The sequence below is a fragment of the Streptomyces sp. RGM 3693 genome, assembly GCF_050471125.1.
Taxonomy (GTDB): Bacteria; Actinomycetota; Actinomycetes; order Streptomycetales; family Streptomycetaceae; genus Streptomyces.
Genome location: NZ_JBMPPQ010000002.1, coordinates 2,285,761 through 2,308,305, shown reverse-complemented (window position 1 = coordinate 2,308,305; position 22,545 = coordinate 2,285,761). Strand labels below are relative to the sequence as shown.

General features: G+C 71.6%; 21 protein-coding genes and 7 tRNA genes. 12 read left to right on the top strand and 16 right to left on the bottom strand.

The genetic code is table 11. The features are described from left to right. The first annotated feature begins 77 nt into the window (after nucleotides 1-77). Nucleotides 78-2,276 (top strand): elongation factor G-like protein EF-G2, encoded by a 2,199-nt coding sequence (locus tag ACO0M4_RS27680; RefSeq protein WP_430373612.1) that lies wholly within the window; start codon nucleotides 78-80, stop codon nucleotides 2,274-2,276. A gap of 172 nt (nucleotides 2,277-2,448) precedes the next feature. Beyond that, a complete protein-coding gene (locus ACO0M4_RS27675; RefSeq protein WP_430373610.1) occupies nucleotides 2,449-4,119 on the top strand; it encodes a hypothetical protein in 1,671 nt (556 codons plus the stop codon). A gap of 106 nt (nucleotides 4,120-4,225) precedes the next feature. On the opposite strand, the gene ACO0M4_RS27670 is transcribed toward ACO0M4_RS27675, so the two are convergent. From ACO0M4_RS27670 to ACO0M4_RS27645, 6 genes are all read right to left on the bottom strand, one after another. Next, on the bottom strand, nucleotides 4,226-5,428 hold the full coding sequence (locus ACO0M4_RS27670) for a YncE family protein (protein ID WP_430373609.1): 1,203 nt from the start codon (nucleotides 5,426-5,428) through the stop codon (nucleotides 4,226-4,228). Further along, nucleotides 5,428-6,207 carry a polysaccharide deacetylase family protein gene (locus ACO0M4_RS27665; protein WP_430373952.1) on the bottom strand — a complete coding sequence of 260 codons (780 nt, stop codon included), beginning with the start codon at nucleotides 6,205-6,207 and terminating at the stop codon, nucleotides 5,428-5,430. The genes ACO0M4_RS27670 and ACO0M4_RS27665 overlap by 1 nt, the downstream gene beginning before the upstream one ends. 116 nt (nucleotides 6,208-6,323) lie before the next feature. Beyond that, entirely contained in the window at nucleotides 6,324-6,881 is a 558-nt protein-coding gene (locus tag ACO0M4_RS27660; RefSeq protein WP_430373607.1) for an HIT family protein, read from the bottom strand. A gap of 71 nt (nucleotides 6,882-6,952) precedes the next feature. Then, the gene (thrS, locus tag ACO0M4_RS27655) at nucleotides 6,953-8,932 is read right to left on the bottom strand and encodes a threonine--tRNA ligase (RefSeq protein WP_430373606.1); all 1,980 of its coding nucleotides are present in this window, start codon (nucleotides 8,930-8,932) and stop codon (nucleotides 6,953-6,955) included. A 101-nt stretch (nucleotides 8,933-9,033) separates the two neighbouring features. After that, nucleotides 9,034-10,236, bottom strand: coding sequence for a hypothetical protein (locus ACO0M4_RS27650; protein WP_430373605.1), 1,203 nt, complete (start codon nucleotides 10,234-10,236; stop codon nucleotides 9,034-9,036). Next, entirely contained in the window at nucleotides 10,236-10,823 is a 588-nt protein-coding gene (locus tag ACO0M4_RS27645) for a DUF4365 domain-containing protein (RefSeq protein WP_430373604.1), read from the bottom strand. The genes ACO0M4_RS27650 and ACO0M4_RS27645 overlap by 1 nt, the downstream gene beginning before the upstream one ends. A 225-nt stretch (nucleotides 10,824-11,048) precedes the next feature. Here ACO0M4_RS27645 and ACO0M4_RS27640 point away from each other — a divergent pair, with 225 nt between their 5' ends. Continuing rightward, a complete protein-coding gene (locus tag ACO0M4_RS27640) occupies nucleotides 11,049-11,774 on the top strand; it encodes an exonuclease domain-containing protein (protein WP_430373603.1) in 726 nt (241 codons plus the stop codon). Nucleotides 11,775-11,912: 138 nt separating this feature from the next. On the opposite strand, the gene ACO0M4_RS27635 is transcribed toward ACO0M4_RS27640, so the two are convergent. The 3 genes from ACO0M4_RS27635 to ACO0M4_RS27625 all read right to left on the bottom strand — a co-directional run bounded on the left by ACO0M4_RS27635 (nucleotide 11,913) and on the right by ACO0M4_RS27625 (nucleotide 12,697). Next, a tRNA-Val gene (locus tag ACO0M4_RS27635) sits at nucleotides 11,913-11,984 on the bottom strand. 84 nt (nucleotides 11,985-12,068) lie between these two features. Continuing rightward, nucleotides 12,069-12,539 (bottom strand): SRPBCC family protein, encoded by a 471-nt coding sequence (locus tag ACO0M4_RS27630; protein ID WP_430373602.1) that lies wholly within the window; start codon nucleotides 12,537-12,539, stop codon nucleotides 12,069-12,071. 86 nt (nucleotides 12,540-12,625) lie between these two features. Further along, nucleotides 12,626-12,697, bottom strand: a tRNA-Val gene (locus ACO0M4_RS27625). A 372-nt stretch (nucleotides 12,698-13,069) separates the two neighbouring features. On the opposite strand from ACO0M4_RS27625, the gene ACO0M4_RS27620 reads away from it, so the two are divergent. Together ACO0M4_RS27620 and ACO0M4_RS27615 are read left to right on the top strand one after the other, a co-directional pair. After that, complete coding sequence (locus ACO0M4_RS27620) at nucleotides 13,070-13,483, top strand: SsgA family sporulation/cell division regulator (RefSeq protein ID WP_003959770.1); 414 nt, start codon at nucleotides 13,070-13,072, stop codon at nucleotides 13,481-13,483. Nucleotides 13,484-13,708: 225 nt separating this feature from the next. Beyond that, a complete protein-coding gene (locus tag ACO0M4_RS27615) occupies nucleotides 13,709-14,275 on the top strand; it encodes a CGNR zinc finger domain-containing protein (protein WP_430373596.1) in 567 nt (188 codons plus the stop codon). Nucleotides 14,276-14,323: 48 nt separating this feature from the next. Here ACO0M4_RS27615 and ACO0M4_RS27610 read toward each other — a convergent pair whose 3' ends face one another. After that, on the bottom strand, nucleotides 14,324-14,479 hold the full coding sequence (locus ACO0M4_RS27610) for a hypothetical protein (RefSeq protein WP_390025641.1): 156 nt from the start codon (nucleotides 14,477-14,479) through the stop codon (nucleotides 14,324-14,326). A 68-nt stretch (nucleotides 14,480-14,547) separates the two neighbouring features. Further along, a complete protein-coding gene (locus tag ACO0M4_RS27605; protein ID WP_430373594.1) occupies nucleotides 14,548-14,994 on the bottom strand; it encodes a hypothetical protein in 447 nt (148 codons plus the stop codon). 173 nt (nucleotides 14,995-15,167) lie between these two features. Here ACO0M4_RS27605 and ACO0M4_RS27600 point away from each other — a divergent pair, with 173 nt between their 5' ends. Beyond that, nucleotides 15,168-15,719, top strand: a complete 552-nt coding sequence (locus ACO0M4_RS27600; RefSeq protein ID WP_430373592.1) for a DsbA family protein — start codon at nucleotides 15,168-15,170, stop codon at nucleotides 15,717-15,719. Nucleotides 15,720-15,799: 80 nt separating this feature from the next. Here ACO0M4_RS27600 and ACO0M4_RS27595 read toward each other — a convergent pair whose 3' ends face one another. The 3 genes from ACO0M4_RS27595 to ACO0M4_RS27585 are packed head-to-tail and all read right to left on the bottom strand — an operon-like array spanning nucleotide 15,800 to nucleotide 18,561. Then, complete coding sequence (locus tag ACO0M4_RS27595; RefSeq protein WP_430373591.1) at nucleotides 15,800-16,630, bottom strand: GNAT family N-acetyltransferase; 831 nt, start codon at nucleotides 16,628-16,630, stop codon at nucleotides 15,800-15,802. A gap of 39 nt (nucleotides 16,631-16,669) precedes the next feature. Further along, nucleotides 16,670-17,494, bottom strand: a complete 825-nt coding sequence (locus tag ACO0M4_RS27590) for an aminotransferase class IV (RefSeq protein ID WP_430373590.1) — start codon at nucleotides 17,492-17,494, stop codon at nucleotides 16,670-16,672. Beyond that, the gene (locus tag ACO0M4_RS27585) at nucleotides 17,491-18,561 is read right to left on the bottom strand and encodes a chorismate-binding protein (protein ID WP_430373589.1); all 1,071 of its coding nucleotides are present in this window, start codon (nucleotides 18,559-18,561) and stop codon (nucleotides 17,491-17,493) included. The genes ACO0M4_RS27590 and ACO0M4_RS27585 overlap by 4 nt, the downstream gene beginning before the upstream one ends. Before the next feature lie 177 nt (nucleotides 18,562-18,738). Here ACO0M4_RS27585 and ACO0M4_RS27580 point away from each other — a divergent pair. From ACO0M4_RS27580 to ACO0M4_RS27560, 5 genes are all read left to right on the top strand, one after another. After that, a tRNA-Gly gene (locus tag ACO0M4_RS27580) sits at nucleotides 18,739-18,811 on the top strand. Between the two features lie 37 nt (nucleotides 18,812-18,848). After that, nucleotides 18,849-18,922: transfer RNA gene (locus ACO0M4_RS27575), tRNA-Cys, on the top strand. 1 nt (nucleotide 18,923) lies between these two features. Continuing rightward, nucleotides 18,924-18,995: transfer RNA gene (locus ACO0M4_RS27570), tRNA-Val, on the top strand. Between the two features lie 24 nt (nucleotides 18,996-19,019). Continuing rightward, nucleotides 19,020-19,091 (top strand) — tRNA-Val (locus tag ACO0M4_RS27565). A 43-nt stretch (nucleotides 19,092-19,134) separates the two neighbouring features. Continuing rightward, nucleotides 19,135-19,206, top strand: a tRNA-Val gene (locus tag ACO0M4_RS27560). A gap of 227 nt (nucleotides 19,207-19,433) precedes the next feature. Here ACO0M4_RS27560 and ACO0M4_RS27555 read toward each other — a convergent pair. Beyond that, on the bottom strand, nucleotides 19,434-19,643 hold the full coding sequence (locus ACO0M4_RS27555) for a hypothetical protein (RefSeq protein WP_430373588.1): 210 nt from the start codon (nucleotides 19,641-19,643) through the stop codon (nucleotides 19,434-19,436). Between the two features lie 611 nt (nucleotides 19,644-20,254). Here ACO0M4_RS27555 and ACO0M4_RS27550 point away from each other — a divergent pair. Further along, nucleotides 20,255-21,613, top strand: a complete 1,359-nt coding sequence (locus ACO0M4_RS27550; RefSeq protein WP_430373587.1) for a serine/threonine-protein kinase — start codon at nucleotides 20,255-20,257, stop codon at nucleotides 21,611-21,613. Between the two features lie 62 nt (nucleotides 21,614-21,675). On the opposite strand, the gene ACO0M4_RS27545 is transcribed toward ACO0M4_RS27550, so the two are convergent. Further along, nucleotides 21,676-22,497 (bottom strand): TrmH family RNA methyltransferase, encoded by an 822-nt coding sequence (locus ACO0M4_RS27545; RefSeq protein WP_430373586.1) that lies wholly within the window; start codon nucleotides 22,495-22,497, stop codon nucleotides 21,676-21,678. Nucleotides 22,498-22,545 lie beyond the last annotated feature (48 nt).

The window sequence follows — 22,545 nt, the reverse complement described above, 5'->3', positions numbered from 1 at the left end:
TGTGCCACGTATGGACGCATCCTGAACCCGGTGGAAAGCTCGAATCACCGCAAAGTGTCGACCTGGAGGCGAGACACATGAGCGAGAAGTCGAGTACACACCCAGGAGCCGCCGGAAGGGCACCAGCGGCCGACCGGCCCGCTGCCCTGCGCAATGTGGTGCTGGTCGGCCACAGCGGCTCGGGAAAGACCACCCTGGTCGAGGCACTCGCGCTGGCGTCCGGCGCGGTCAATCGGGCGGGCCGCGTCGAGGACGGTGGCAGCCTCTCCGACTACGACGAGATCGAGCACCGGCAGCAACGCTCCGTACAGCTGTCCCTGGTCCCGGTCGACTGGGGCGGCATCAAGATCAATCTTTTGGACACCCCCGGATACGCCGACTTCGTGGGGGAGCTCAGGGCCGGTCTGCGCGCAGCGGACGCGGCCCTCTTCGTTGTCTCGGCGGCCGATGGCGTGGCCGGCCCGACCCGGATGGTCTGGGACGAGTGCGCGGCCGTCGGGATGCCGCGCGCCCTGGTCGTCACCCACCTGGAGGCCGCCCGAGCCGACTTCGACGAGATGACCCGGCGCTGCGCGGTCACCCTCGGCGGCGAGGACCCGGACGCCGTCCTCCCCCTGTACCTCCCCTTGTACGGGACCCCCGGCGCCGACGGCCACGCCCCCGTCGAGGGCCTGATCGGCCTGCTCTCCCAGCGCGTTTTCGACTATTCCTCGGGGACCCGCACCGAGCGCGCGCCCACCGAGGACGAGCTCCCGCTGATCGAGGCGGCCCGCAACCGCCTCATCGAGGGGATCATCGCCGAGAGCGAGGACGAGACCCTCATGGACCGCTACCTCGCGGGCGAGGAGATCGACGTCAAGACGCTCATCGGCGACCTGGAGACCGCGGTCGCCCGGGGCGCCTTCCACCCCGTCCTGGCCGCGGCCCCGGCCACCGACGGTGCCAAGCAGGGGCTGGGCACCGTCGAACTGCTGGAACTGATCACCGGCGGCTTCCCCACCCCGGCGGAGCGCGAGGCCCCCGCCGTGACCAGCCCCGACGGCTCTCCGCGGCCGAGCCTGGGCTGCGACCCACAGGGCCCGCTCGCCGCCGAGGTGGTCAAGACCTCCTCCGACCCGTACGTAGGCCGGCTCTCCCTCGTCCGGGTCTTCTCCGGCACCCTGCGCCCCGACGAGACCGTGCACGTCTCCGGCCACGGCCTCACGGACCGGGGCCACGAGGACCACGACGTCGACGAGCGGGTCGGCGCGCTGTCCGCGCCGTTCGGCAAACAGCAGCGCCCACTCCCCCAGGCCATCGCCGGCGACCTGGCCTGTGTGGCCAAGCTGACCCGCGCCGAGACCGGCGACACCCTCTCCGGCAAGGACGGCCCGCTGCTGATGGAACCGTGGGCGATGCCGGACCCCCTGCTGCCGGTCGCCATCCGGGCGCACAGCAAGGCCGACGAGGACAAGCTGTCCCAGGGGCTGGCCCGGCTCGTCGCCGAGGACCCCACGATGCGCCTGGAGCACAACCAGGACACCCGCCAGGTGGTCCTGTGGTGCATGGGCGAGGCGCACGCCGACGTGGCCCTGGAGCGGCTGCGCTCCCGCTACGGCGTCCAGGTCGACACCGTCGACCACAGGGTCGCGCTGCGGGAGACGTTCGGCGGCCCCGCCGCGGGCCGCGGCCGGCACGTCAAACAGTCCGGCGGCCACGGCCAGTTCGCGATCTGCGAGATCCAGGTCGAACCGCTACCGGGCGGCTCCGGCATCGAGTTCGTCGACAAGGTCGTCGGCGGTGCGGTCCCCCGGCAGTTCATCCCGTCCGTCGAGAAGGGCGTCCGCGCCCAGGCCGCCCGCGGTATCGCCGCCGGACATCCGCTCGTCGACATCCGGGTCACGCTGCTCGACGGCAAGTCCCACTCGGTCGACTCCTCGGACGCGGCGTTCCAGACGGCGGGCGCGCTGGCCCTGCGGGAGGCCGCCGCGCAGATCACGGTCGACCTCCTGGAACCGGTCGCCGACGTGAGCGTCCTGGTGCCGGACGAATACGTCGGCCAGGTGCTCAGCGACCTCTCCGGCCGCCGCGGCCGGGTCGTGGGCACCGAGCAGTCCGGCGCCGGCCGCACCCTGATCCGCGCCGAGGTGCCGGAGATCGAGATCGGGCGCTACGCCGTCGACCTGCGCTCGCTCTCCCACGGCACCGGCCGCTTCAGTCGCGGGTACCTGCGGCACGAGGCGATGCCCGGGCAGCTCGCCGCCAAAATGCGGGAACAGGCCGAGAACGGCGCATAGTTAACGGCCGGTCAGCCGCCGTCCTTTATGGCCCTGTTGGGCCGGGCCGGCGGCTGTACGCTGGGGCTTCGGCCGCTGAGCCGCGCGTTCCGGGCCAACCTTCCGGCACGCCGGCCCAGCAGGTGTGCGTGGAAGCGCAGTCGGGTAGAGCGCATCAGCGGATACGCGCGTGATGGGGGCGGTAGTGGCAGACGGCTTTGACTTCAGTCCGGGGGCGCAGGTCCCCATCTCGGGCGGCGCCGGGCAGACGGCGGCCACCCAGGCCCTGGCCTCGGCTGCCTACCGGGACAGCCCGCTGGCCGACATCTCCAAGGCCGACTCCGACTCCGGCACCTCCGAGATCAAGAAGCCCAAGCTGTCGCTGTTCGCACCCAACCTCGGCGAGGCGTTCGCCCGCGCCGTCCAGGTGCGCATGCTCGGCGGCGGCCGCAAACCACTGATCCAATCCTTCGGCACGGAGCCGCAGACGGTCGTCGAGCACTGTCTTTCGGCCACCCGCATCCGCAAGCAGCGCGACTCCCAGCTGACGATCCTGATGGTGGTGTGCGGGCTGCTCTTCCTGCCCGGGGTGCTGCTCTGGCTGGGCGCCTTCCAGCTCCGCAAGATGTTCTCCAAGGACGGCGAGGGCAACGGCCTCTCCCTGTTGGGCGGTGCGCTGCTGGTCCTGCTCGCCGGCGTCGGCCTGTTCTTCATGGTCAAGCTGCCGCTCAACGGCTTCTGGCCGCTGTACGCCCGAGGCATGATCCTCGCCCCGGTGGTGGGCTGGTGGCTGGCCAAGCAGATCTGCGAGCGGACCGCGGTGACCCTGCGGGAGGCGTGGAAGGGGCTCCTGGACGGCGGCGGCGTCGCCGCGAAGATCCCCGAGGCGGTGCCGCAGGACCCCAATCACACCTCCGCCGAGACCCTCCGCCAAAACCTCGCCAAGGTCTCCGCCGAGCAGCGCAGCAACGTCGTCTTCTACGCCGGCCCCAAGGGCATACTCGGCATGGGCACCCGATGGGGCAGCTGGCAGCTCGCCGAGGAGCTCCGGCCGGCCCAAGAGGGCACCGACATCCACCCCTTCCGCAGCTGGGACGTGATCCGCGCGATCCACGACCGGCTGCGCCTGCTGGAGCGCAGCCCATTGCACACCGGCGGATTCCAGCAGCCGCCGTCGGTCCGCCACTGGATCGTCTCCCCCGTGGGCGAGAAGGCCAAGGCCGTCTCCCGCCCCGAGGGCACCCACATCGACGGGTACGAGGTCCGCGACCACGAGATAGCGCGGATCTGCAACGAGCAGCAGTTCGGCAGCGGCGACCGGCACTACCTCGGCGTCCAGTTCGTCCTGTGGGACGGCCAGTTGGTGATCACGCTGATGATCACCGTCACGGTGCTCCACGAGACGCTGCGCATCGAGGTCAGCGGCCACGCCCTCGGCCCGGTCAACTCCCTGTTCACCGGCAAGCCGGAGCCGAAGACCAAGGAGGTCGCCAAGGTCGTCCGGTTCTGGGAGACCAAGACCCACACGCTGCCGCTGATCGAGCCGTCGGAGGTGGTCCGGCTGGCCGCCCGCGCCCCGCTGACGTGGTTCCCGCCGGTGCTGGACTTCCTCGGCGGCAAACTCGCCCTCCCCGAGCCGTTCGGCCTGCGTCACGTCTGGGCCGACAAGCCCTGGCGCCACCGCTTCATGGCCGACGACGCGCTGCGCACCACGACCCCGGTCCTGCGGGCCGTGCACGCCGCCGCGCTGAGCGTCCTCAAGGAGAACGGCGTCAACGTCGAGCGCTTCGACAACCGTTCGTTGGTGCTCAGCGGCATGGTCCAGAGCGCCGAACCGCACAAGGCCGACGAGTACAACGCGTAGGCACCACCCGCGCACCGCATGGACGGGCGCGCGCACGGCTTCCCGCCGGGCGCGCGCCCGTTCCGCATTCCGGCCGAGGACCCGGCCATGACCCACCGGACAGGCCCTAGCGGAAGATCCCCGTGTGCCCCAGCGAGTACCGCCCCGGCTGCGGATAGACCGCCAGCCCGTGCGGCCCCTCGCCGACCCGGATCTTCGCCAGGGTCTTCCCCGTGTGGGTGTCGAGCGCGTAGACCTCGGAGTTGTACCGCCCGGACAGCCACAGCACGTTGCCGTCCGCCGAGACCCCGCCCATGTCCGGGCTGCCGCCGCCGCGGATGTGCCACTTGTCGACCAGTTCCCCGGTCTTGAAGTCCAGCAGCGAGATGGACCCCTCGCCCCGGTTGGAGATGTACATGTGGCGGGAGTCGCGGCTGATGTAGAGCCCGTGCGTCCCCTTGCCGGTCGGCAGCAGCTTCGGCCGGCCGAAGGAGTCGCCGTTCAGGATCCAGACGCCGTCGGCCATCATGTCGGCGATGTACCAGGTCTTGCCGTCCGGCGAGATCTTCACGTCCTGCGGCATCGCCCCCTCGAACGGCAGCTTCTGCTGGCCGATCACCTCCATCTTCGCGGTGTCGACCTTGAGTAGCTCACCGGAGAACTCGCAGGAGACGATGAAGTACTTCCCGTCCGGCGAGAAGTCGGCGTGGTTGACGCCCGCGCACCTGACCGGGAGGGTCTTGCGGATCTCCATCGTGTGCGGGTCCCGGAACACCAGCTGTCGGTCCATCGACGCCATCACCACCGCGTACTTCCCGTCCGGCGTGAAGTACAGGTTGTACGGGTCGTGGACCTTGACCGGCTTGCTGGACTTGCCGGTGGCCGGGTCGATCGGGGTGAGGTCGTGCCCCCGGTTGTTGTTGACCCACAGCGTCTTCATGTCCCAGGACGGCACCACGTGCTGCGGTTGCACGCCCACCGGGATCGTCTCGATCACCTTGTACGTCTTGGGGTCGATGACGCTCACCGTGTCGGACCCGGTGTTGGGCACGTACACCCGCGACGGGAAGTGCTTGACCTGCGGCGCCAGCTGGTTGGGCCGGTCCGCGGCGTACAGGTCGTGCGCGTCCAGCACCGGCGGCATCCCCGGCAGGCCCTGCGTGACGGCCTTGTGCGGCGAGGGCCCGGCGGACTGCGAGGCGGGGGCGGACTGTTCCCCTCCGCCGGCGCAGCCCGCCGCCACCAGGGCACAGGCCACGACGAGCAGCGCGGCCCGGCGGGTGGGACGGGAGCCGGTCGGGCGGGGGTGGGTACGGTTCCGGTCAGCCATCAGGTCACTAGCTCCGTTGTCGTCACCGCGCGCAGACCGCGTCGGCGGAGGCCGTCGAGGATCGGGGGCAGCGCGGCCACCGTGCCGGCGTGCCCGAGGTGGAGACTGACGACCGAGCCCGGCCGGACGCCGTCCAGGACCGTGCGCTGGATGGCCGGGCCACCGGGATCGTTCGCGTCGAGGGAGTCCACGTCGTACGACAGGACGTGCGGATAGCCCGCCTGACGGGCCAGCCGGATCACCTGCCCGGTGGCCCGCCGGGTCTGCGAGGGGCGGAACCAACTGCCGATGCTGCCGGTGAGCTTCCGCAACCGGTCGGCACACTGGCTGATCTCGGCGTACGCGGCATCGGCGGGCAGCGCACAGATGTTGCGGTGGTGCATGGTGTGGTTGCCCAGCTCATGACCGCCGTCCAGGATCCGGCGGGCCATCGCGGGCTGCTCGTCGAGCCAGTCGCCGACGGCGAGCACGGTGACCCGGGCGCCGGCCCGCTCGACCTCGCCCAGCAGTGCCTTGGCCAGCTTGGGGTCGCCCCTGCCGTGGAAGGTCAACGCCACCGCGTGGCCGTCCCGCGACCCGTGTTCGATCTCCGCGGGAAGGCCGGGCGCGCGGGTCGGGGGCCGGGCGGCGGGGTGCCGGGCGGGGGCGGACCGGCCCGTCCCTTGGGGGCTCGGTCCGCCGGCGGCCGGTACGGAGGAGGAGGCGTCCGCCGATCGCTTCGGGTCGCAGCCCGCCGCGAGCGCACCGGCGGCCGCGGCCGAGGCGGCCGCGCGCAGCACGGAGCGACGATCTAGGGAAGTCACCACCCCATTAGAGGGGCAAGAATTCCCAATCGCAGTGATATGTACGATTCATGCGGGCGCGTGTCGCCCCGTTCACCCGACGCGCAGCGCGCCTACGCCGGCCAGGCAGCGGCCAGCATCGCCCGGGTGTCGGCGAGGAGTTGGGGCAGCACCTTGGTGTGCCCGACCACCGGCATGAAGTTGGTGTCGCCGCCCCAGCGGGGGACGACGTGCTGGTGGAGGTGGGCGGCGATGCCGGCACCGGCGACCGAGCCCTGATTCATCCCGATGTTGAACCCGTGCGCCCCGGAGGCGGTGCGCAGCGCCACCATCGCCCGCTTGGTGAAGTCCGCGAGCTCCGCGGTCTCCGCCTCGTCGAGGTCGGTGTAGTCGGCGACGTGGCGGAACGGGACGACCATGAGGTGCCCGCCGTTGTACGGGTAGAGGTTCAGCACCGCGTACACCCGCTCACCGCGGGCGACCACCAGACCGTCCTCGTCTGACTTCGAGGGAATGGCGCAGAACGGACAGCCGTCCTCGGCCCCCGGGCCGCTCGGCTTGTTCTCCCCCTGGATGTACGCCATCCGGTGGGGCGTCCACAGGCGCTGGAAGGCGTCCTGCGTCCCGACTCCGATCTGCTGTTCCGGCTCACTCGTCATGTTGCGAAGCATATTCTCCCGGGCCGGCGGGGGAAGCGGCGAGGGGCGATCCCGGTGGGACCGCCCCTCGGACATCCGCTGCCTCAGACCTGGACGCGGCGCTCCACCACGTCCAGGAGCTTGGCCAGCGCCTGGTCACGCGGGATGCCGTTCTCCTGCGACCCGTCGCGGTAGCGGAACGACACCGCCCCGGCGGCCATGTCCTCGTCACCGGCGAGGATCATGAACGGCACCTTGGCCTTCTGCGCGTTCCGGATCTTCTTCTGCATCCGGTCCGAGGAGGAGTCCACCTCGACCCGCAGCCCCTTAGCCTTCGCCTCCGCGGCGAACTCCTCCAGGTACGGGACGTGAGCGTCACCGATCGGGATGCAGGTGGCCTGCACCGGGGCCAGCCAGGCCGGGAAGGCGCCCGCGTAGTGCTCCAGCAGCACCGCGAAGAACCGCTCGATCGAGCCGAAGAGCGCGCGGTGGATCATGACCGGGCGCTGCTTGGTGCCGTCGGCCGCGGTGTACTCCAGCTCGAACCGCTTCGGCTGCTGGAAGTCGACCTGGATCGTCGACATCTGCCAGGTCCGGCCGATGGCGTCGCGCGCCTGCACCGAGATCTTCGGGCCGTAGTACGCGGCACCGCCCGGGTCCATGACGAGCTCCAGGCCCTGCTTCTCGGCGGCCTGGCGCAGCGTCTCGGTGGCCTCCGCCCACTCCTCCGGCTCGCCGATGAACTTCTCGGAGTCGTCGCGGGTCGACAGCTCCAGGTAGAAGTCGCTCAGGCCGTAGTCGCGCAGCAGGTCGAGCACGAAGGTCAGGAGCGAGTCCAGCTCCTGCGGCATCTGCTCCTTGGCGCAGTAGATGTGCGAGTCGTCCTGGGTGAAGCCGCGGGCGCGGGTCAGGCCGTGCACCACACCGGACTTCTCGTAGCGGTAGACCGTGCCGAACTCGAAGAGCCGCATGGGCAGTTCGCGGTACGAGCGGCCGCGCGCCTGGAAGATCAGGTTGTGCATCGGGCAGTTCATCGCCTTGAGGCGGTAGTCCTGGCCCTCGAACTGCACCGGCGGGAACATGGCGTCCGAGTAGCTCGGCAGGTGACCGGAGATCTCGAAGAGCTTCTGCTTCGAGATGTGCGGGGTGTTGACGAACTCGTAGCCGGCCTGCTCGTGGCGCCGGCGGGCGTAGTCCTCCATCACCTTGCGGACCACGCCGCCCTTGGGGTGGAAGACGGCCAGACCCGAACCCAGCACCTCCGGGATGGAGAACAGGTCCAGCTCGGCACCGAGCTTGCGGTGGTCGCGCTTCTCGGCCTCGACGAGGAAGTCCAGATACGCCTTGAGCTCGTCCTTGGTCGGCCAGGCGGTGCCGTAGATGCGCTGGAGCTGCGGGTTCTTCTCGCTGCCGCGCCAGTAGGCGGCGGCCGACCGCATCAGTTTGAAGACCGGGATGGCCCGGGTGCTGGGCAGGTGCGGACCGCGGCACAGGTCCTTCCAGCACAGCTCGCCGGTCTTGGCGTCGAGGTTGTCGTAGATGCTCAGCTCACCGGCGCCGACCTCGGCGGAGGCGCCCTCGGCGGCGTCCGCGGCGGAGCCCTTGAGGCCGATCAGCTCCAGCTTGTACGGCTCGTCCGCCAGCTCCGCGCGGGCCTCGTCGTCGGACACCACGCGGCGGGAGAACTTCTGTCCGCGCTTCTGGATCTCCTGCATCTTCTTCTCGATGCGCTTGAGATCGTCCGGGTGGAAGGGCTTCTCGACGTCGAAGTCGTAGTAGAAGCCGTCCTTGATCGGCGGGCCGATGCCGAGCTTGGCCTCCGGGAAGAGCTCCTGCACGGCCTGGGCCATCACGTGCGCGGCGGAGTGCCGCAGGATGTTCAGGCCGTCCTCGGAGGTGATCTCGACGGGCTCGACCTCGTCGCCGTCGGCCAGCTCGTACGCGAGGTCCTTCAGCTCGCCGCCCACCCGTGCGGCCACGATGCTGCGCTCGCCCTGGAAGAGGTCGGCGGCCGTAGTGCCCGTGGTCACCACGCGTTCTTCCCGCTCGGAATCGCGTGGGACGGTCACACGGACGTCTGACACCGGTCTCTCCTGACTCATGTCTTACTCACGTCAGCGTTTGCTGCGCCCCCGAATCGTACCGAGCCGCAGGACCGCACCGCGAAACGGTGCCGGCCGCCCGCTCAGGCGTCCGCCGGCGACCCGTCGCACGCCGCGTCACCCTCGTCGAATCCGCCACCCCCGGACTCCTCCCGGAGCGCCTTCAACAGCCGGTCCCGATCGGCCGGATCGAGCTGTACGGGGGTGACGTCCCGGCCGCCGGTGATCCGCCGGAAGCCGCCCCTGCTCTCCAGCCGGCCGCTGACCCGGATCGGCAGCCCGGCCAGGTGCGCGTGCCCGGCGATCCGGTAGTCCTCCGCCGCCAGGGCCGCCCGCACCTGTCCCACGTCCGCCCCGGTGATCACCCGCAGCCGCACCGACCCCGGGCCGTCCGGCCGCTCCCGGCGCAGCCGTACGACGGTGCCGGTCACCCGCACCGGCAGCGACGGCTCGGTACGGACGTAGCGCTGCGCGGCCTGCTGGAGCGCGGGCAGGTCACCGGGCGAGAACTCGACCGGTTCGGGGCGGGCCGCGAAGCCGGCCGGGGCGCCTGCCTCGGGCGACCAGGCGATGGCGATCCGCACCCCCTCCGCATCCCGCACCAGCGCGATCAGCGCCTGCACCAGCTCGTGGCAGACGCCCAACCCGACCGCCGCGTCGAACGCCTCCATGCCGCCGGTGGCCCGCTGGTAGTCGGTGGCGTCCCGGGCCGCGTGCAGCGCCCGCTGGAGCCCGGCGACCACTCCCCGCCCGGCCCGTACGGGGACGAACGCGGCCAGGTGCCGACCGACCGGGACCGGGCCGACCAGCACCTGGCCCAGGAACCCCTCGGCCCGCCGCTGGTGCCGGGCCCCGTAATAGCCGGCCCGGGCGTAGCTGCCCAGCGCGCCGGCGGTCAACAGGGCGCGGGCCGCCGCGCGCAACTGCTCCTGCGCCACCCAGTGCGCGGTGCCGGGGCCGCCGTCGGGCACCTCGCGCTCCCAGCGGACCTCGTCGCTGGGCACCGCGAGGCCGACCAGCACCTCACGGGCCGAGGGCGCGGCACTCCGTTCCAGCGCGGCCAGCGCCTCGGCCAGCAGCTCGGAGCTGTCCGGGAATCGACGGTCGTGGGGCACCAACAGGCTGGTGCCGCCCGACCCGTCCGGCGGGGTCCAGCGGGCGTAACGGCCGGCCGCGCCGCTCCGGTGCCGCCAGCCGTGCCGGGCCAGCAGGGCGCCGAGCACCCCCGGATCGAGCCGCGCGGGGTCCGGTGGCCGCGCACCGTAGTCATCGGTCGGCCGGTCCATCAGGGTCTCCCTCCCGCCCCGACCCGCGTCATGATCTCGCGGAGCGCGCGGTCGTCGAAGATCCGCGTGGTCGGGATCCGCACAGTGGTCCTGCGCCGGCCGGTCACCGGATGGCCGGCGAGGTTGATCCAGTAGCAGCAGTGCCGCAGTTCGAGGTGGTCGTGTCCGGCCCGCAGCCAGTCGTCCGGGTCCCGGGGGACGAGCATCACGACGAGGATCTTGTGCACCGCCACCGGTGTGCGGGCCAGCTTCACCAGGTGGTCGTTGTCGAGCGTGAAGGCGAAGGTGGGCCCCGGCGGGCGCGGGGCCGTCTGGTAGGTGCACTTGAGCTGCACCTTGATGGTCACCTCGTCGTCGACGGTGTGACCGGGCGCGGCATGGCTGACGTGCCAGTCGATGCCGTTGTCCGGGAAGGGCTGCGCCAGCGAGCACCCGGCAGCGGCGGCGACCGCGTGCAGGTAGCCCACCTGGAGGGTTTCCATGCAGGCCGTGGTGGCGAGGCCACCGCGCTGCGGTGTGAGGGAGGGCCGGGGGTACCGCCCGCTTGCGGGGGACAGCCCGCCCGGTTCGGGCTGCGCGAGGGTCATCGCGGGTGCCTTCCGGGCCGTGCCGAATCGATGCGCCGGGGTGGCGGAGCGAGGTCCGGCGCACGGGAGCCGCCGGACCGCGCGGTGTGCGCCGACCCGTCCCTGTGGTTGTCTCCGCGTCAAGCGGGCCGCAAACAAGGGCGGTTCGAGCCGACCGTGACTCGGGTATCACCAGCTCGGGTGACGTGCACCGTCATCCCCCGTACGACCGCGAGGAGTTGCATGATGCCGCGCTGGTATGACGGTCCACTTGCCGCCTTCGACACCGAGACGACGGGCATCGACGTCGAGCGTGATCGCATCGTCTCCGCCGCCCTGGTAGTCCAGGAAACCCCGCGCGCCGCCCCGCGCGTCACCCGCTGGCTGATCAACCCGGGCGTGGAGATACCGGAGGCCGCGACGGCGGTGCACGGCCTGACGGCCGATCATCTCGCACTGCACGGCCGTTGGCCGGCGCCGGTGCTGGAGGAGGTGGCCCGCGCACTGGCCGCCCAGGCGGTGGCCGGCCGCCCTCTGGTGGTGATGAACGCGCCGTTCGATCTCACGCTCCTGGACCGGGAGTTGAAACGCCACCGCGCCAGCTCACTCGACGCCTATCTGGGGGCGCATCCGCTGCACGTCCTCGACCCGCGCGTCCTGGACAAGCACCTGGACCGCTACCGCAAGGGCCGCCGCACCCTCACCGACCTGTGCGTGCACTACGAGGTCGAGTTGACCGACGCCCACGAGGCGGCCGCGGACGCCCTGGCCGCGCTGCGAGTCGTCCGGGAGGTGGGCCTGCGCTTCGCCGAGCGACTGGAGGGACTACAGCCGGCCGAGCTGCACACCCGACAGGCGGTCTGGTACGCGGCACAGGCGCGCGGCCTCCAGGCGTGGTTCGCCCGCAGCGGTTCCCCGGAGGCGGTCGACCCGCATTGGCCGTTGCGGCCGGAACTCCCCGCCGCGGCCTGATTCCCGGTCAGAATTCCGGCGGGAATTCCCCGGCAGACCACCACCATCGAAACGGAATTACCGTTCCGCGGATCACGGTCGCACCCGACCAATAAAAAGAACCAGGCCGCCTCTTGGCGGCCCGGTTCATGATCCCGGTGGGCGATACTGGGTTCGAACCAGTGACCTCTTCGGTGTGAACGAAGCGCTCTCCCACTGAGCTAATCGCCCGGGTTCCCGCGAGGTTTCCCTCGCGAACGACCTGAACGATACAGGCCGCCACGCCCTTCCATCAAATTCCTCTGCCGGCACCCCTCACCCGTGGGCCAGCCAGGCCGCCAGTCCGCGCCGCCCGGCCCGCATCATCAGCGCGTGATTGATCCGGAACAACGGCCGCCCCAGCAGCGCCCAGCGCCGCAGCATCGGCTTGCGGACCTCCACGTCCTGCTCGAAGACGGCCCGGGTGCCGCCCACTCCGGGCACGATCGTCCACCGCGCCCAGCCGGCCAGGTCCCCGCGCATCGCTATCTCCAGCACCCCGGCCCCCGGGTCCCGCAGGGCCTCAGCCGCTACCACGGTCAGCTCGTACGGCAGGAAGGACCGGAACCGCGCGGTCCCGCTGCGGTCGTCGAGCGGGACCACCTCGCGCACCTGCGGCCACCAGCGGGGATACGCCTCGATCCGCTCCAGCACCGCATAGACGACAGTGGGCGGGGCGTTCAGCAGCCACACGCTGCGGAAGCGGTAGCGATGCAGTCGGCACGACGGGCCTGACGAGTCGGGCATGATCCCAGTGTGCGCCCCGCGGCCCGATGAAACGCCCAACAAACGCGACGGCCCGGAGACTTGAGTCTCCGGGCCGTCGTCCGGGGTGGGCGATACTGGGTTCGAACCAGTGACCTCTTCGGTGTGAACGAAGCGCTCTCCCACTGAGCTAATCGCCCGGGCGCATCGCCAACATTACCGCACGTCGGGGGCACCCCTGACCACGATGACGGCACCGTCGATCCCCTCAAGGCCCGGGCGGCACGCCCCCACCCTTTCGACATGCCGCTCGCGGCGCCCGGCACGCCGAACCGACGGAGATCATCGCAAAGCACTCCCCGTTCCGTTACTCTGCGTATTCGTATCATCTACGCAACGGATGGGTGACCTTGGCGAAATTACCGCCGGGGACGATCACGCAATCCGCCGTAAGAGGTACCTGAAGCCACCCAAAACCGTCAGAGGGGTTTACAACGGCACCGTAGGTGGCATGTCGATTTCGCCGACGTGCGAATCCCCGAGCGCACACTGAGCGAAAGGCCCTGGCGCTTATGAACACCACGGTCAGCTGCGAGCTGCACCTGCGCCTCGTTGTGTCGAGCGAGTCCTCACTGCCTGTACCCGCGGGCCTGCGGTATGACACGGCCGATCCGTATGCCGTGCACGCCACCTTCCACACCGGAGCCGAGGAAACGGTTGAGTGGGTTTTCGCCCGCGACCTCCTCGCCGAGGGCCTGCACCGGCCCACGGGCACCGGAGACGTCCGCGTCTGGCCGTCCCGGAGCCACGGGCAGGGTGTCGTCTGCATCGCCCTGAGCTCCCCGGAGGGGGAAGCCCTGCTGGAAGCCCCGGCGCGTGCGCTGGAATCCTTCCTGAAGCGAACGGATGCCGCCGTACCGCCCGGTACGGAGCATCGGCATTTCGATCTCGACACCGAGCTCTCCCACATCCTGGCGGAGAGCTGAGACGCAGCACGCACACCCACCGCATCCACCCGCTCCCACTTGCGACCGTCCGACTCGGGGCGACGGCGCAGGACCGAAAAGTTCACACGGCACACATCGGCGCCGTCACCGCGGACCCACCGCGGGGACGGCGCCGAAGCTTGTCCCAGGCGCTAGAGTCGGCGACCATTCGCCAACGACACCGGGGCGGCACCGGCCGACCCCACCCGGCCAGGGAGCGGAACCGTGCTGATCACCCATGACACCCGGTGCGCGCTGGACGCGGTCGTCGATCTCCTGAACACCGCTCCCGAGGGCGACTCCCCTGGCGCCCCGGACAGCCTGACCGACCTCGCGACCCTTGCGGAGTTCGTCCGGCGCAACGACGTCAGCGACGTGGGGTCTCTCGGGCCGGACGACCTGGCGGCCGTAAGGGCCGTGCGGGCGCGGTTCGCGGAGATCTTCGCGGCCGACGACGACCACGCTGCGGCCGCACGGTTGAACGCGCTGGTCGCGTCCGCGGGCACCACCCCGCAGCTGACTGATCACGACGGTTACGACTGGCACGTCCACTACTTCGCGCCGGGTGCCACGGTCGCCGACCATCTGGCCGCGGACGGCGGGATGGCGCTGGCCTTCATCCTCGTCGCCGGGGAGCGCGAGCGGCTGCGGCGCTGCGAGGCGCCGGATTGCCGGCACGCCTTCGTGGACCTCTCCCGCAACCGCTCGCGGCGCTACTGCGACAGCCGGACCTGCGGGAACCGGCTGCACGTCGCGGCGTACCGCGCACGGCGGCGGGAAGCGGCGGGCTGAGCGGCCGCAGTGTCGCGGCCCACCCGCCGTACGGTGCTCGTCGGGGCTTCACAGGATGTAGAGGTCGTGTACCGCACCTAGCAGGAGCAGCAGGCCGATAACGGCTAGGAAGAGCATCAGCGGCGGCTGGGACAGCGCGAACAGGCAACCGCGCGGTTCGGCGGACAGGGCGTCGTCTTGGGCGAGGGCGCACTCATCGTTCATCTCGCGCGCATCATCGCGCAGATGATCGTCCCGGAGACCGCAATGGGCCCCTCAGCAGCGGGAGTTCATCAGATCCCGTGCTTTTTCAGGATCGCTTCAATGTCCGAGAAGTCATCCTTGGGGGCGCTGCCCTTGGCCGGGGCCGCGGCGCTCTTCGGTGCCTTCCGGCCGGGGCCGAGGGAGGGCGCGGAGGCGGCCGGTGCCACCACCGGTGCTTCGGAACCCGCCGCGGCCCGGCGCTCCTTGCGGCCGGATATCCCGCGGCGCCGCTCCGCCAACCTGCTGATCGCGAACAGCCCCGCGGAGAGCGCGAGCACCCCGAACCCGGCCCAGACCGTGGGCTTGAGGACGATGCTGGCGACCCAGTCGATGACGCCCGTCATGACCAGGCCGATCGGAATCAGGGCGAAGGCGGCGATCCGGGTCGCGGCCAGGAAACGCTTGCGGTAAGCGGTCAGCGCGGCGATGCCCAAGCCCGCTGCCGACACCGCGGCACAGACTGTCGAGGTCAGCATCCGGTCCTCCTGCCGGTCGAAGGGGCGAGCGGGCGTTCCGCGCGCTCTTCCATCCTGCCCTCTCCGACCGCGCACAGGCCATGTTCCGACCAGGACCTCAGGGAGATCTCCGGGTCGCTCTCCTCCGCAGGTCCGGGTTCCTCCCTAGGGCGGTGGGCTGGAAGACTGACCCCATGAACGACGCCGCCGCCTCCGGCCCCACCAGTCCCGTCAGCCCCACCCGCCCCGTCCTCGACATGTGGTGCGATCTGCAGTGCCCGGACTGTGCCACCGCCCTGGCGGACGTACGGGCGCTGCGCGAGCGCTTCGGTGACCGGTTGGAGATCCGGCTGCGCCACTTCCCGCTGGCGAAGCACAAGCACGCCTACGCGGCCGCCCAGGCCGTCGAGGAGGCCACCGAGCAGGGCCGGGGCTGGCCGTACATCGAGGCGGTGCTGGCGCGGACCGACGACCTCGGCAAGCGCGGCGAGAAGGTGCTGCTGGACGTCGCCGGGGAACTGGGGCTGGACGCCGAGGAGATCGACACCGCGCTGGTCGACGGGCGGCACCTGCTGGCCGTGGACGCGGACCAGGCCGAGGGCAAGGCGATCGGCGTGACCGGCACCCCGACGTACGAGATCGGTGGCGAGCGGCTGGACGGTGGCAAGAGCCAGGAGGGGCTGCGGGCCCGGATCGAGGAGATCGCCGAGCGGCTGCTGGCCGAGCAGGACACCGCGGCGGGCTGACGCACCGGGACAGCGGGGCCCCGGCCGGTCCGGCACGGGCGCCGAGGGCCGAGTGCCGAATGCCGAGTGCCGAGTGCCGGTCAGAGGATCGGCTTCCACATGCGGTACGCGGTGGTCCGGTAGCCGAGCGAGCGGTAGAGGCCGAGCGCGGATGCGTTGTCCGGGTAGACATTGAGCGCCAGCGAGGCACGGCCCGCGGCCAGGGTCTCCCGCTCGGCGACGAGCATCAGGCTGCGGCCGTGGCCCTCGCCGCGGTGCTCGGGCGCCACCCGCACGTCCATCACGTAGCCGCCGGCCTGCCCGGGGAGCCGCAGGGCGAGCCAGAGGGTGCCGACGTCGCTGCCCTCGTGGGCGAGGACCCGCAGCACCTGGCCGGGCGTGGCCGCCCCCTCGGGGAACAGCGCGTCGTGCTCGGCGGGCGCGGTCCGCTCGGCGCGTTCGCGGGGCACCCCCTGAGCGGTCTCCGACCGGATGTGCTCGGCGACCGCGGCGTCCCGCCAGGCCGGGTACTCGGCCTCGGTCATCGGCCGGTCACTGCTGCCGTCGGGGAGCCCGCCGGGGCGGGTCAGGGCCCGCGCCAAGGTACGGCTGCGTTCGGTGTAACCCAGGGCCGCCGACAGTCGCACCGCGGCCTCGGCCGCCGCGGGCACGGTCAGTTCGATCTGCCGGCAGCCCCAGCCGCGCAGCACCTCCTCGGCGGCCAGCGCGGCGACCGTGGCCCGACCGCGGTGCCGGTCGGGGGCGTCGACGCGCAGGGCCTCGATGCGGCCGGCGGTGGGCCCGAACCGGGCGTCCGTGGCCAGCTGGATCCCGCCGACCCGGCGGCTGTTGACGCAGATGTCGTAGGGGCGGGACCGGCGGCCGTCGTCGTGTCGTACTTCGGGGCCCGCGGGGCGCAGCGTAGTGGTCACGAGGACTTTTCTACTCGCCCATGTGCGGGCCCGTCACCCTCAGCGCGGGTCGGAGTCCGCGGCCGACTCCCGGTCGAAGATCCGCATCGCCTCGGCGGTCACCGGGCCCGGCCCGTCGGCGAGTTGGCGGCCGTCGATCCGGGTCACGGCCTGGACGTCGCGCAGCGTGGAGGTCAGGAAGATCTCCTCGGCGCTCTCCAGGACGTCCAGCGGCAGATCCGTCTCCTTGGCACCTGCCCAGGCCACGGTCAGCGCGCGGGTGATACCGGCCAGGCAGCCGGAGGCCAGCGGCGGGGTGTGCAGTTCACCGTCGAGCACGACGAAGACGTTGGAGCCGGTGCCTTCGCAGAGCGCACCGACGGTGTTGGCGAACAGCGCCTCGGAGGCGCCCCGTTCACGGGCGCGGGCGAGGGCGACGACGTTCTCGCCGTACGAGGTGGTCTTCAGTCCGGCGAGGGCGCCGCGCTCGTTGCGCGTCCAGGGGACGGTGACCGCGGCGGTGGTGTCGGGCCGGCGGCTGGTCTCGGAGACCGCGATGACCAGGGTCGGGCCGTCCTCGCCGCGGTCCGAGCCGAGCGGGGAGAGGCCGCCGGTGTAGGTGATCCGCAGTCGGCCCAGCGCCATCGGGTTGGCGTCCAGGACCGCCGCGCAGCCGCGCCGCACCTCGTCGAGGTCGGGGGCGGGCAGGCCGAGCCCGCGGGCGGAGGTGGCCAGGCGCTCCAGGTGGCGGGTGAGGGCGAAGGACCGTCCCCGTTCGGCCTTGATCGTCTCGAAGACCCCGTCGCCGACCGTCAGGCCGTGGTCGAAGACCGAGACGCGGGCCGCTTCGGCGTCCAGCAGTTCTCCGTCGAGCCAGATCTTCATCGCTTGGGTCCTCCACTCACTTCGTGCTCGCCGGACGCTACCGCGAGCAGTCGGCGCGCCTTCAACTCGGTCTCTGCCCACTCCCGCTCCGGATCCGAGTCCCAGATGATCCCGGCCCCCGCGCCGAATCGGAGCACCGGGCCGTCGGGGCCGGCGCGGTCGATCCAGAACGTGCGGATGCCGACGTTGAGCCAGCCGGTGCGACGGTCGGCGTCCACCCAGCCGATGCCGCCGCAGTACGGGCCGCGCGGGGCGGTCTCCAACTCGTCGATGATCCGCAGGGCGCTGGACTTGGGGGCACCGGTGACCGACCCGGGCGGGAAGGTGGCGCCGAGCAGATCCGCCCACGCGGTCTTCTCGTGGGTCTCGGCCAGTTCACCGCGCACCGTGGAGACGAGGTGGACCAGGCCGGGGTGCTCCTCCACGGCGCACAGGGCGGGCACGGTGACCGACCCGGTGGCGCAGACCCGTCCGAGGTCGTTGCGGACCAGGTCCACGATCATCACGTTCTCCGCGCGGTCCTTCGGTGAGAGGTCCGCAGCGGTGCGACCGGTGCCCTTGATGGGGCCGGACTCGACGGTGCGGCCGTCCCGACGCAGGAAGAGCTCCGGGGAGGCGGTGGCGATCTCGACGCCGTGCTCGGGCAGGCGAATCGTTCCGGCGTACGGCGCCGGGTTGCCGCGGGCCAAGACGGCGGAGAGCGCGTCCACGTCGGCGCACTCGAGGTCGGGCAGCGGTGCGGTCAAGACCCGGCAGAGGTTCACTTGATAGACCGTGCCGGCCGCGATGTGGGCCCTGATCCGCCGGACGCCCTCCGTATAGGCGGCGCGGTCCAGGGAACTGCGCCAGTCGGCCGGGGCGGGGCCGCGCCAAGCGCCGGGCGCGGGGGTGTCCGCGGCCGTGGCGGGGCGTACGTCGGCGAAGCGGGCGCAGACCACGCCCCCCTCGAAGTCAGCGGTCACCGCCCACCAGCCCGCGGAATCCAGTGCTGCGGGATCGCTGGTCACATCGCGCAGGTCGGTGGCTATCAGGCCGCCGAAGCGGGCCATCGGAGCGAAATCGTGCACGTCAGTGAGTCTATGGCGGGGCAGCGTCGCTCGCCCGGGCCGAGCGAGCAGCGCAGCACGCTGCACAAACGCGTTTTTGTACTGGCCCAGGAATCCGCTAGAGTTCAACACGTCGCCGGGACGCGGAAGCGCCCCGGAGGCCAGGTAGCTTCCCGACGTAGTCTGGGAGAGCCACCCGCGGACGTAGCTCAGTTGGTAGAGCACCACCTTGCCAAGGTGGATGTCGCGAGTTCGAGTCTCGTCGTCCGCTCGATGTGGGGGATCATCCCAGCCCCCCGCACACTCCTGGTGGAGTGGCCGAGAGGCGAGGCAACGGCCTGCAAAGCCGTCTACACGGGTTCAAATCCCGTCTCCACCTCCAAGGACGATTAGCTCAGCGGGAGAGCGCTTCCCTGACACGGAAGAGGTCACTGGTTCAATCCCAGTATCGTCCACTGACCCGGTATCGCCGGGTTCCCGCGCGATTAGCTCAGCGGGAGAGCGCTTCCCTGACACGGAAGAGGTCACTGGTTCAATCCCAGTATCGCGCACGCAATACCCGCGGTGATCTTTGAGATCGATCCGCGGTCCCGAGGACGATTAGCTCAGCGGGAGAGCGCTTCCCTGACACGGAAGAGGTCACTGGTTCAATCCCAGTATCGTCCACATCGAGAGTCGAGGGCCGGAGCAGCTGCTCCGGCCCTCGGTCGTTGTACCGGGTCCGTTGCGGCGGCCAACTCCCCCCGCTGGACCGATAGTTCCCGAAAAAGCCCGATGGCCGGGCATCTCCCCAGATGCCCGGCCACTCGTGCCGTCCGCCGCACCCCCGTCCCCACGGGGTTTCGGCCGGAAGTGCCCGTCCCGGACCGCTCTCCCGGGACCGGGGCGCCCGCTCAGCGCCCCAGCATTCCGGCCACGGACGACGCCTGTGTGACGACGGCCTCCCAGCCGCCGAAGACCACGGCCAGGAGGAACGCCAGCGGCAACACCATGGCAACCGCTATGAGGGGATGGCGGGTGCCCGTGGGCCGGCTGCCACCGAGCGCGGCGGTGGCCCTGCGGCCCCGCGCCAGGAGGGCCGTCCGCCCCGTACTCTCCGCCATCGATCTGCTCCCGTCGTGATCCAGGGCGGCGGGCGTCTGACCTCGGGGGACGAGTGGTACGCCCGCCGCTTGACCTCAAGCCTAGGCGCGTGGGCGGGTGCCGGACGTCATGCCGTCGTACCGCTTGGCGGGCCTCCAGGAGGATGACGGGAGGGTGCCCGGCGTACTCCCCTGGGTGGAGAGATCGCGGGGTGGCCCCGGAGGCATCCCTGAGAGGGGCGCGCGGCGTGGGAACCCGGCGTATGGCGGGAGCGAGGGGTTTACCTTGCACGAGGGTGACAAAACGGTGACTTCGATCACTTGGGGCGCTGCCCCGCTGACGATCGCCCTGCCCGTGGTCCGGGGCCCGTGGGACCCTGGCCCCTTTCCGTCCCCGTACCTTTCGTGCCGTCAAACTCCGTTGAGAAAGGGATCATTGGGGCCCGGTGCGGGTAGCGGAGTCGGGGGCCGGACGGATTTCCTTCCGTGCGGCGGGGATCGGAACGGCCGCGGGTAATCCGGTTGCCGACGCATGCGCGGCCTCTCAGCACAGTGAGCCGGCAATCCGTAAGCTGTGCCACGTCAGACGGTTGAGCGGAGTGGGGCCTCCCCACCGCAGGCAGGGGACGGACATGGCGATGATGCGGCTCCGACGCGAGGACCCGCGTGTCGTCGGATCGTTCCGACTGCACCGCCGGCTCGGCGCGGGCGGGATGGGCGTGGTCTACCTCGGCTCGGACAAGCGCGGGCAGCGGGTCGCGTTGAAGGTGATCCGGCCGGATCTGGCGGAGGATCAGGAGTTCCGATCGCGGTTCGCACGCGAGGTGTCGGCCGCCCGGCGGATCCGCGGCGGCTGCACGGCGCGGCTGGTGGCGGCCGATCTGGACGCCGACCGCCCGTGGTTCGCGACCCAGTACGTCCCCGGTCCCTCGCTGCACGACAAGGTGAACGACGAGGGGCAGCTCTCACCGGCGCAGGTCGCTGCCATCGGGGCGGCGCTGTCCGAGGGGCTGCTGGCCGTCCACGACGCGGGCGTGGTGCACCGGGACCTGAAGCCGTCCAACATCCTGCTGTCGCCCAAGGGCCCGCGGATCATCGACTTCGGGATCGCCTGGGCGACCGGCGCCAGCACCCTGACGCACGTCGGGACGGCCGTCGGCTCACCCGGCTTCCTGGCGCCGGAGCAGGTGCGCGGCGCCGCGGTGACGCCGGCCACCGACATCTTCTCGCTGGGCGCCACCCTCGCGTACGCCTGCACCGCGGACTCGCCGTTCGGGCAGGGCAGTTCGGAGGTCATGCTCTACCGCGTGGTCCACGAGGAGGCGCAGCTGGCCGGGGTGCCGGACGCGCTGGCGCCGCTGCTCGCGGCGTGCCTGGCCAAGGATCCGGCGGACCGGCCCAGCACCCTGTCGCTGTCGCTGCGGCTGAAGGAGATCGCGGCCCGGGAGGCGCACGGGCTGTCGGGCGGGGCGTGGGAGAACGGTTCCGGTGCCGGGGACGGCTGGGAGCGCGCCGAGCGGCGGCCGTCGGACCGTCCGGTCGGGCAGCGGGCCGAGGAGTACGCGCGCCAGCGGACCGAGCGGCGTACGGGGGGCACTCCCGCACCGCGGCCCCGGCCGGCCCGACCGGCGGCGCCCCGGGATGCGGCACCCCGCGACTCGGCGGCCCGGGCGCAGGGCCCGGCGTCGGGGACCAATTCGCGGACCGGCGGGCGGAACACGGGACGGGGGCCGGCCTCCCGTCCTACGGGGCGAAACGGTTCGCGTGCTCCGGTGCGCACCGGTTCGGGCGGCCGCCGGCCGGGCCCCGACCGGCGGCTGCTGCGGCAGCGGGTGGTGGTGTTCGTCGTGGTGACGCTGCTGGTGGCGCTGGGGATCGCGGCGGCCCAGGGGTGCCAGGGGCCGACCCGCGGGCTGGGCGTGGAACGGCCGGTGAGCGTCGCGTCGTACGAGGGCGGGCACGCGGCCGGTGGAGTGGCGCAGCAGCGCTGAGGAGTGCGGGGCAGCGCTGCGGTGCGCCCCTGGACCGGGCTTGCTCCCGGACTGTCGCTGGCCTATTCCTGGGTCGGGCGGGACGTGGAGACCGCGTAGAAGGCGACTGCCGCCGCGGCGCCGACGTTGAGGGAGTCCACGCCGTGGGCCATCGGGATGCGGACCCATTCGTCGGCGGCGCGGAGCGCGCCCGGCGTCAGGCCGCCGCCCTCGGCGCCGAGCATCAGGGCGGCGCGTCCGAGGGTGGGTGGGAGGGCCTCGTCGAGGGCGACGGCCCCCTCTGCCGGGGTCAGTGCGAGCAGTTTGAAGCCCGCTTCCCGTACGACGGCCAGGTCGCGCGGCCAGCTCTCCAGGCGGGCGTAGGGGACGGAGAACACCGCGCCCATGGAGACCTTCACCGAGCGGCGGTAGAGGGGGTCGGCGCAGTCCGGGGAGAGCAGGACCGCGTCCATCCCTAGGGCCGCGGCGCTGCGGAAGATGGCGCCGATGTTGGTGTGGTCGTTGACCGCCTCCATGACCGCGATCCGGCGGGTGCCGGCGAGGAGTTCGGTGGCGGTGGGCAGCGGCTTGCGCTGCATGGAGGCGAGTGCGCCGCGGTGCACGTGATAGCCCGTCACCCGCTCGGCGAGGTCCGGGCTGACGGCGTAGACCGGGGCCGGGACCTCGTCGATGACGTCACGCATGACGTCGACCCACTTGGCCGAGAGCAGCATCGAGCGCATCTCGTACCCGGCGTGCCGGGCTCGGCGGATGACCTTCTCGCCTTCGGCGATGAAGAGTCCTTCGGCTGGTTCGCGCCGGCGTCGCAGCTCGACGTCGGTGAGGCCGGTGTAGTCGCGCAGCCGCGGGTCGTCCGGGTCATCGACGGTGATGATTTCTGCCACGGGAAGAGAGTGCCTTGTCGGTGTCGAGGAGTCTGTGCCGGGGAGCGG

Bases quoted from the DNA above. Each gene is read 5' to 3' on its own strand.
- ACO0M4_RS27680 (WP_430373612.1), top strand. From the start codon at position 78: ATGAGCGAGAAGTCGAGTACACACCCAGGAGCCGCCGGAAGGGCACCA.
- ACO0M4_RS27675 (WP_430373610.1), top strand. From the start codon at position 2,449: ATGGGGGCGGTAGTGGCAGACGGCTTTGACTTCAGTCCGGGGGCGCAG.
- ACO0M4_RS27670 (WP_430373609.1), bottom strand. From the start codon at position 5,428: ATGGCTGACCGGAACCGTACCCACCCCCGCCCGACCGGCTCCCGTCCC.
- ACO0M4_RS27660 (WP_430373607.1), bottom strand. From the start codon at position 6,881: ATGCTTCGCAACATGACGAGTGAGCCGGAACAGCAGATCGGAGTCGGG.
- ACO0M4_RS27650 (WP_430373605.1), bottom strand. From the start codon at position 10,236: ATGGACCGGCCGACCGATGACTACGGTGCGCGGCCACCGGACCCCGCG.
- ACO0M4_RS27645 (WP_430373604.1), bottom strand. From the start codon at position 10,823: ATGACCCTCGCGCAGCCCGAACCGGGCGGGCTGTCCCCCGCAAGCGGG.
- ACO0M4_RS27640 (WP_430373603.1), top strand. From the start codon at position 11,049: ATGCCGCGCTGGTATGACGGTCCACTTGCCGCCTTCGACACCGAGACG.
- ACO0M4_RS27630 (WP_430373602.1), bottom strand. From the start codon at position 12,539: ATGCCCGACTCGTCAGGCCCGTCGTGCCGACTGCATCGCTACCGCTTC.
- ACO0M4_RS27620 (WP_003959770.1), top strand. From the start codon at position 13,070: ATGAACACCACGGTCAGCTGCGAGCTGCACCTGCGCCTCGTTGTGTCG.
- ACO0M4_RS27610 (WP_390025641.1), bottom strand. From the start codon at position 14,479: ATGAACGATGAGTGCGCCCTCGCCCAAGACGACGCCCTGTCCGCCGAA.
- ACO0M4_RS27605 (WP_430373594.1), bottom strand. From the start codon at position 14,994: ATGCTGACCTCGACAGTCTGTGCCGCGGTGTCGGCAGCGGGCTTGGGC.
- ACO0M4_RS27600 (WP_430373592.1), top strand. From the start codon at position 15,168: ATGAACGACGCCGCCGCCTCCGGCCCCACCAGTCCCGTCAGCCCCACC.
- ACO0M4_RS27590 (WP_430373590.1), bottom strand. From the start codon at position 17,494: ATGAAGATCTGGCTCGACGGAGAACTGCTGGACGCCGAAGCGGCCCGC.
- ACO0M4_RS27555 (WP_430373588.1), bottom strand. From the start codon at position 19,643: ATGGCGGAGAGTACGGGGCGGACGGCCCTCCTGGCGCGGGGCCGCAGG.
- ACO0M4_RS27550 (WP_430373587.1), top strand. From the start codon at position 20,255: ATGGCGATGATGCGGCTCCGACGCGAGGACCCGCGTGTCGTCGGATCG.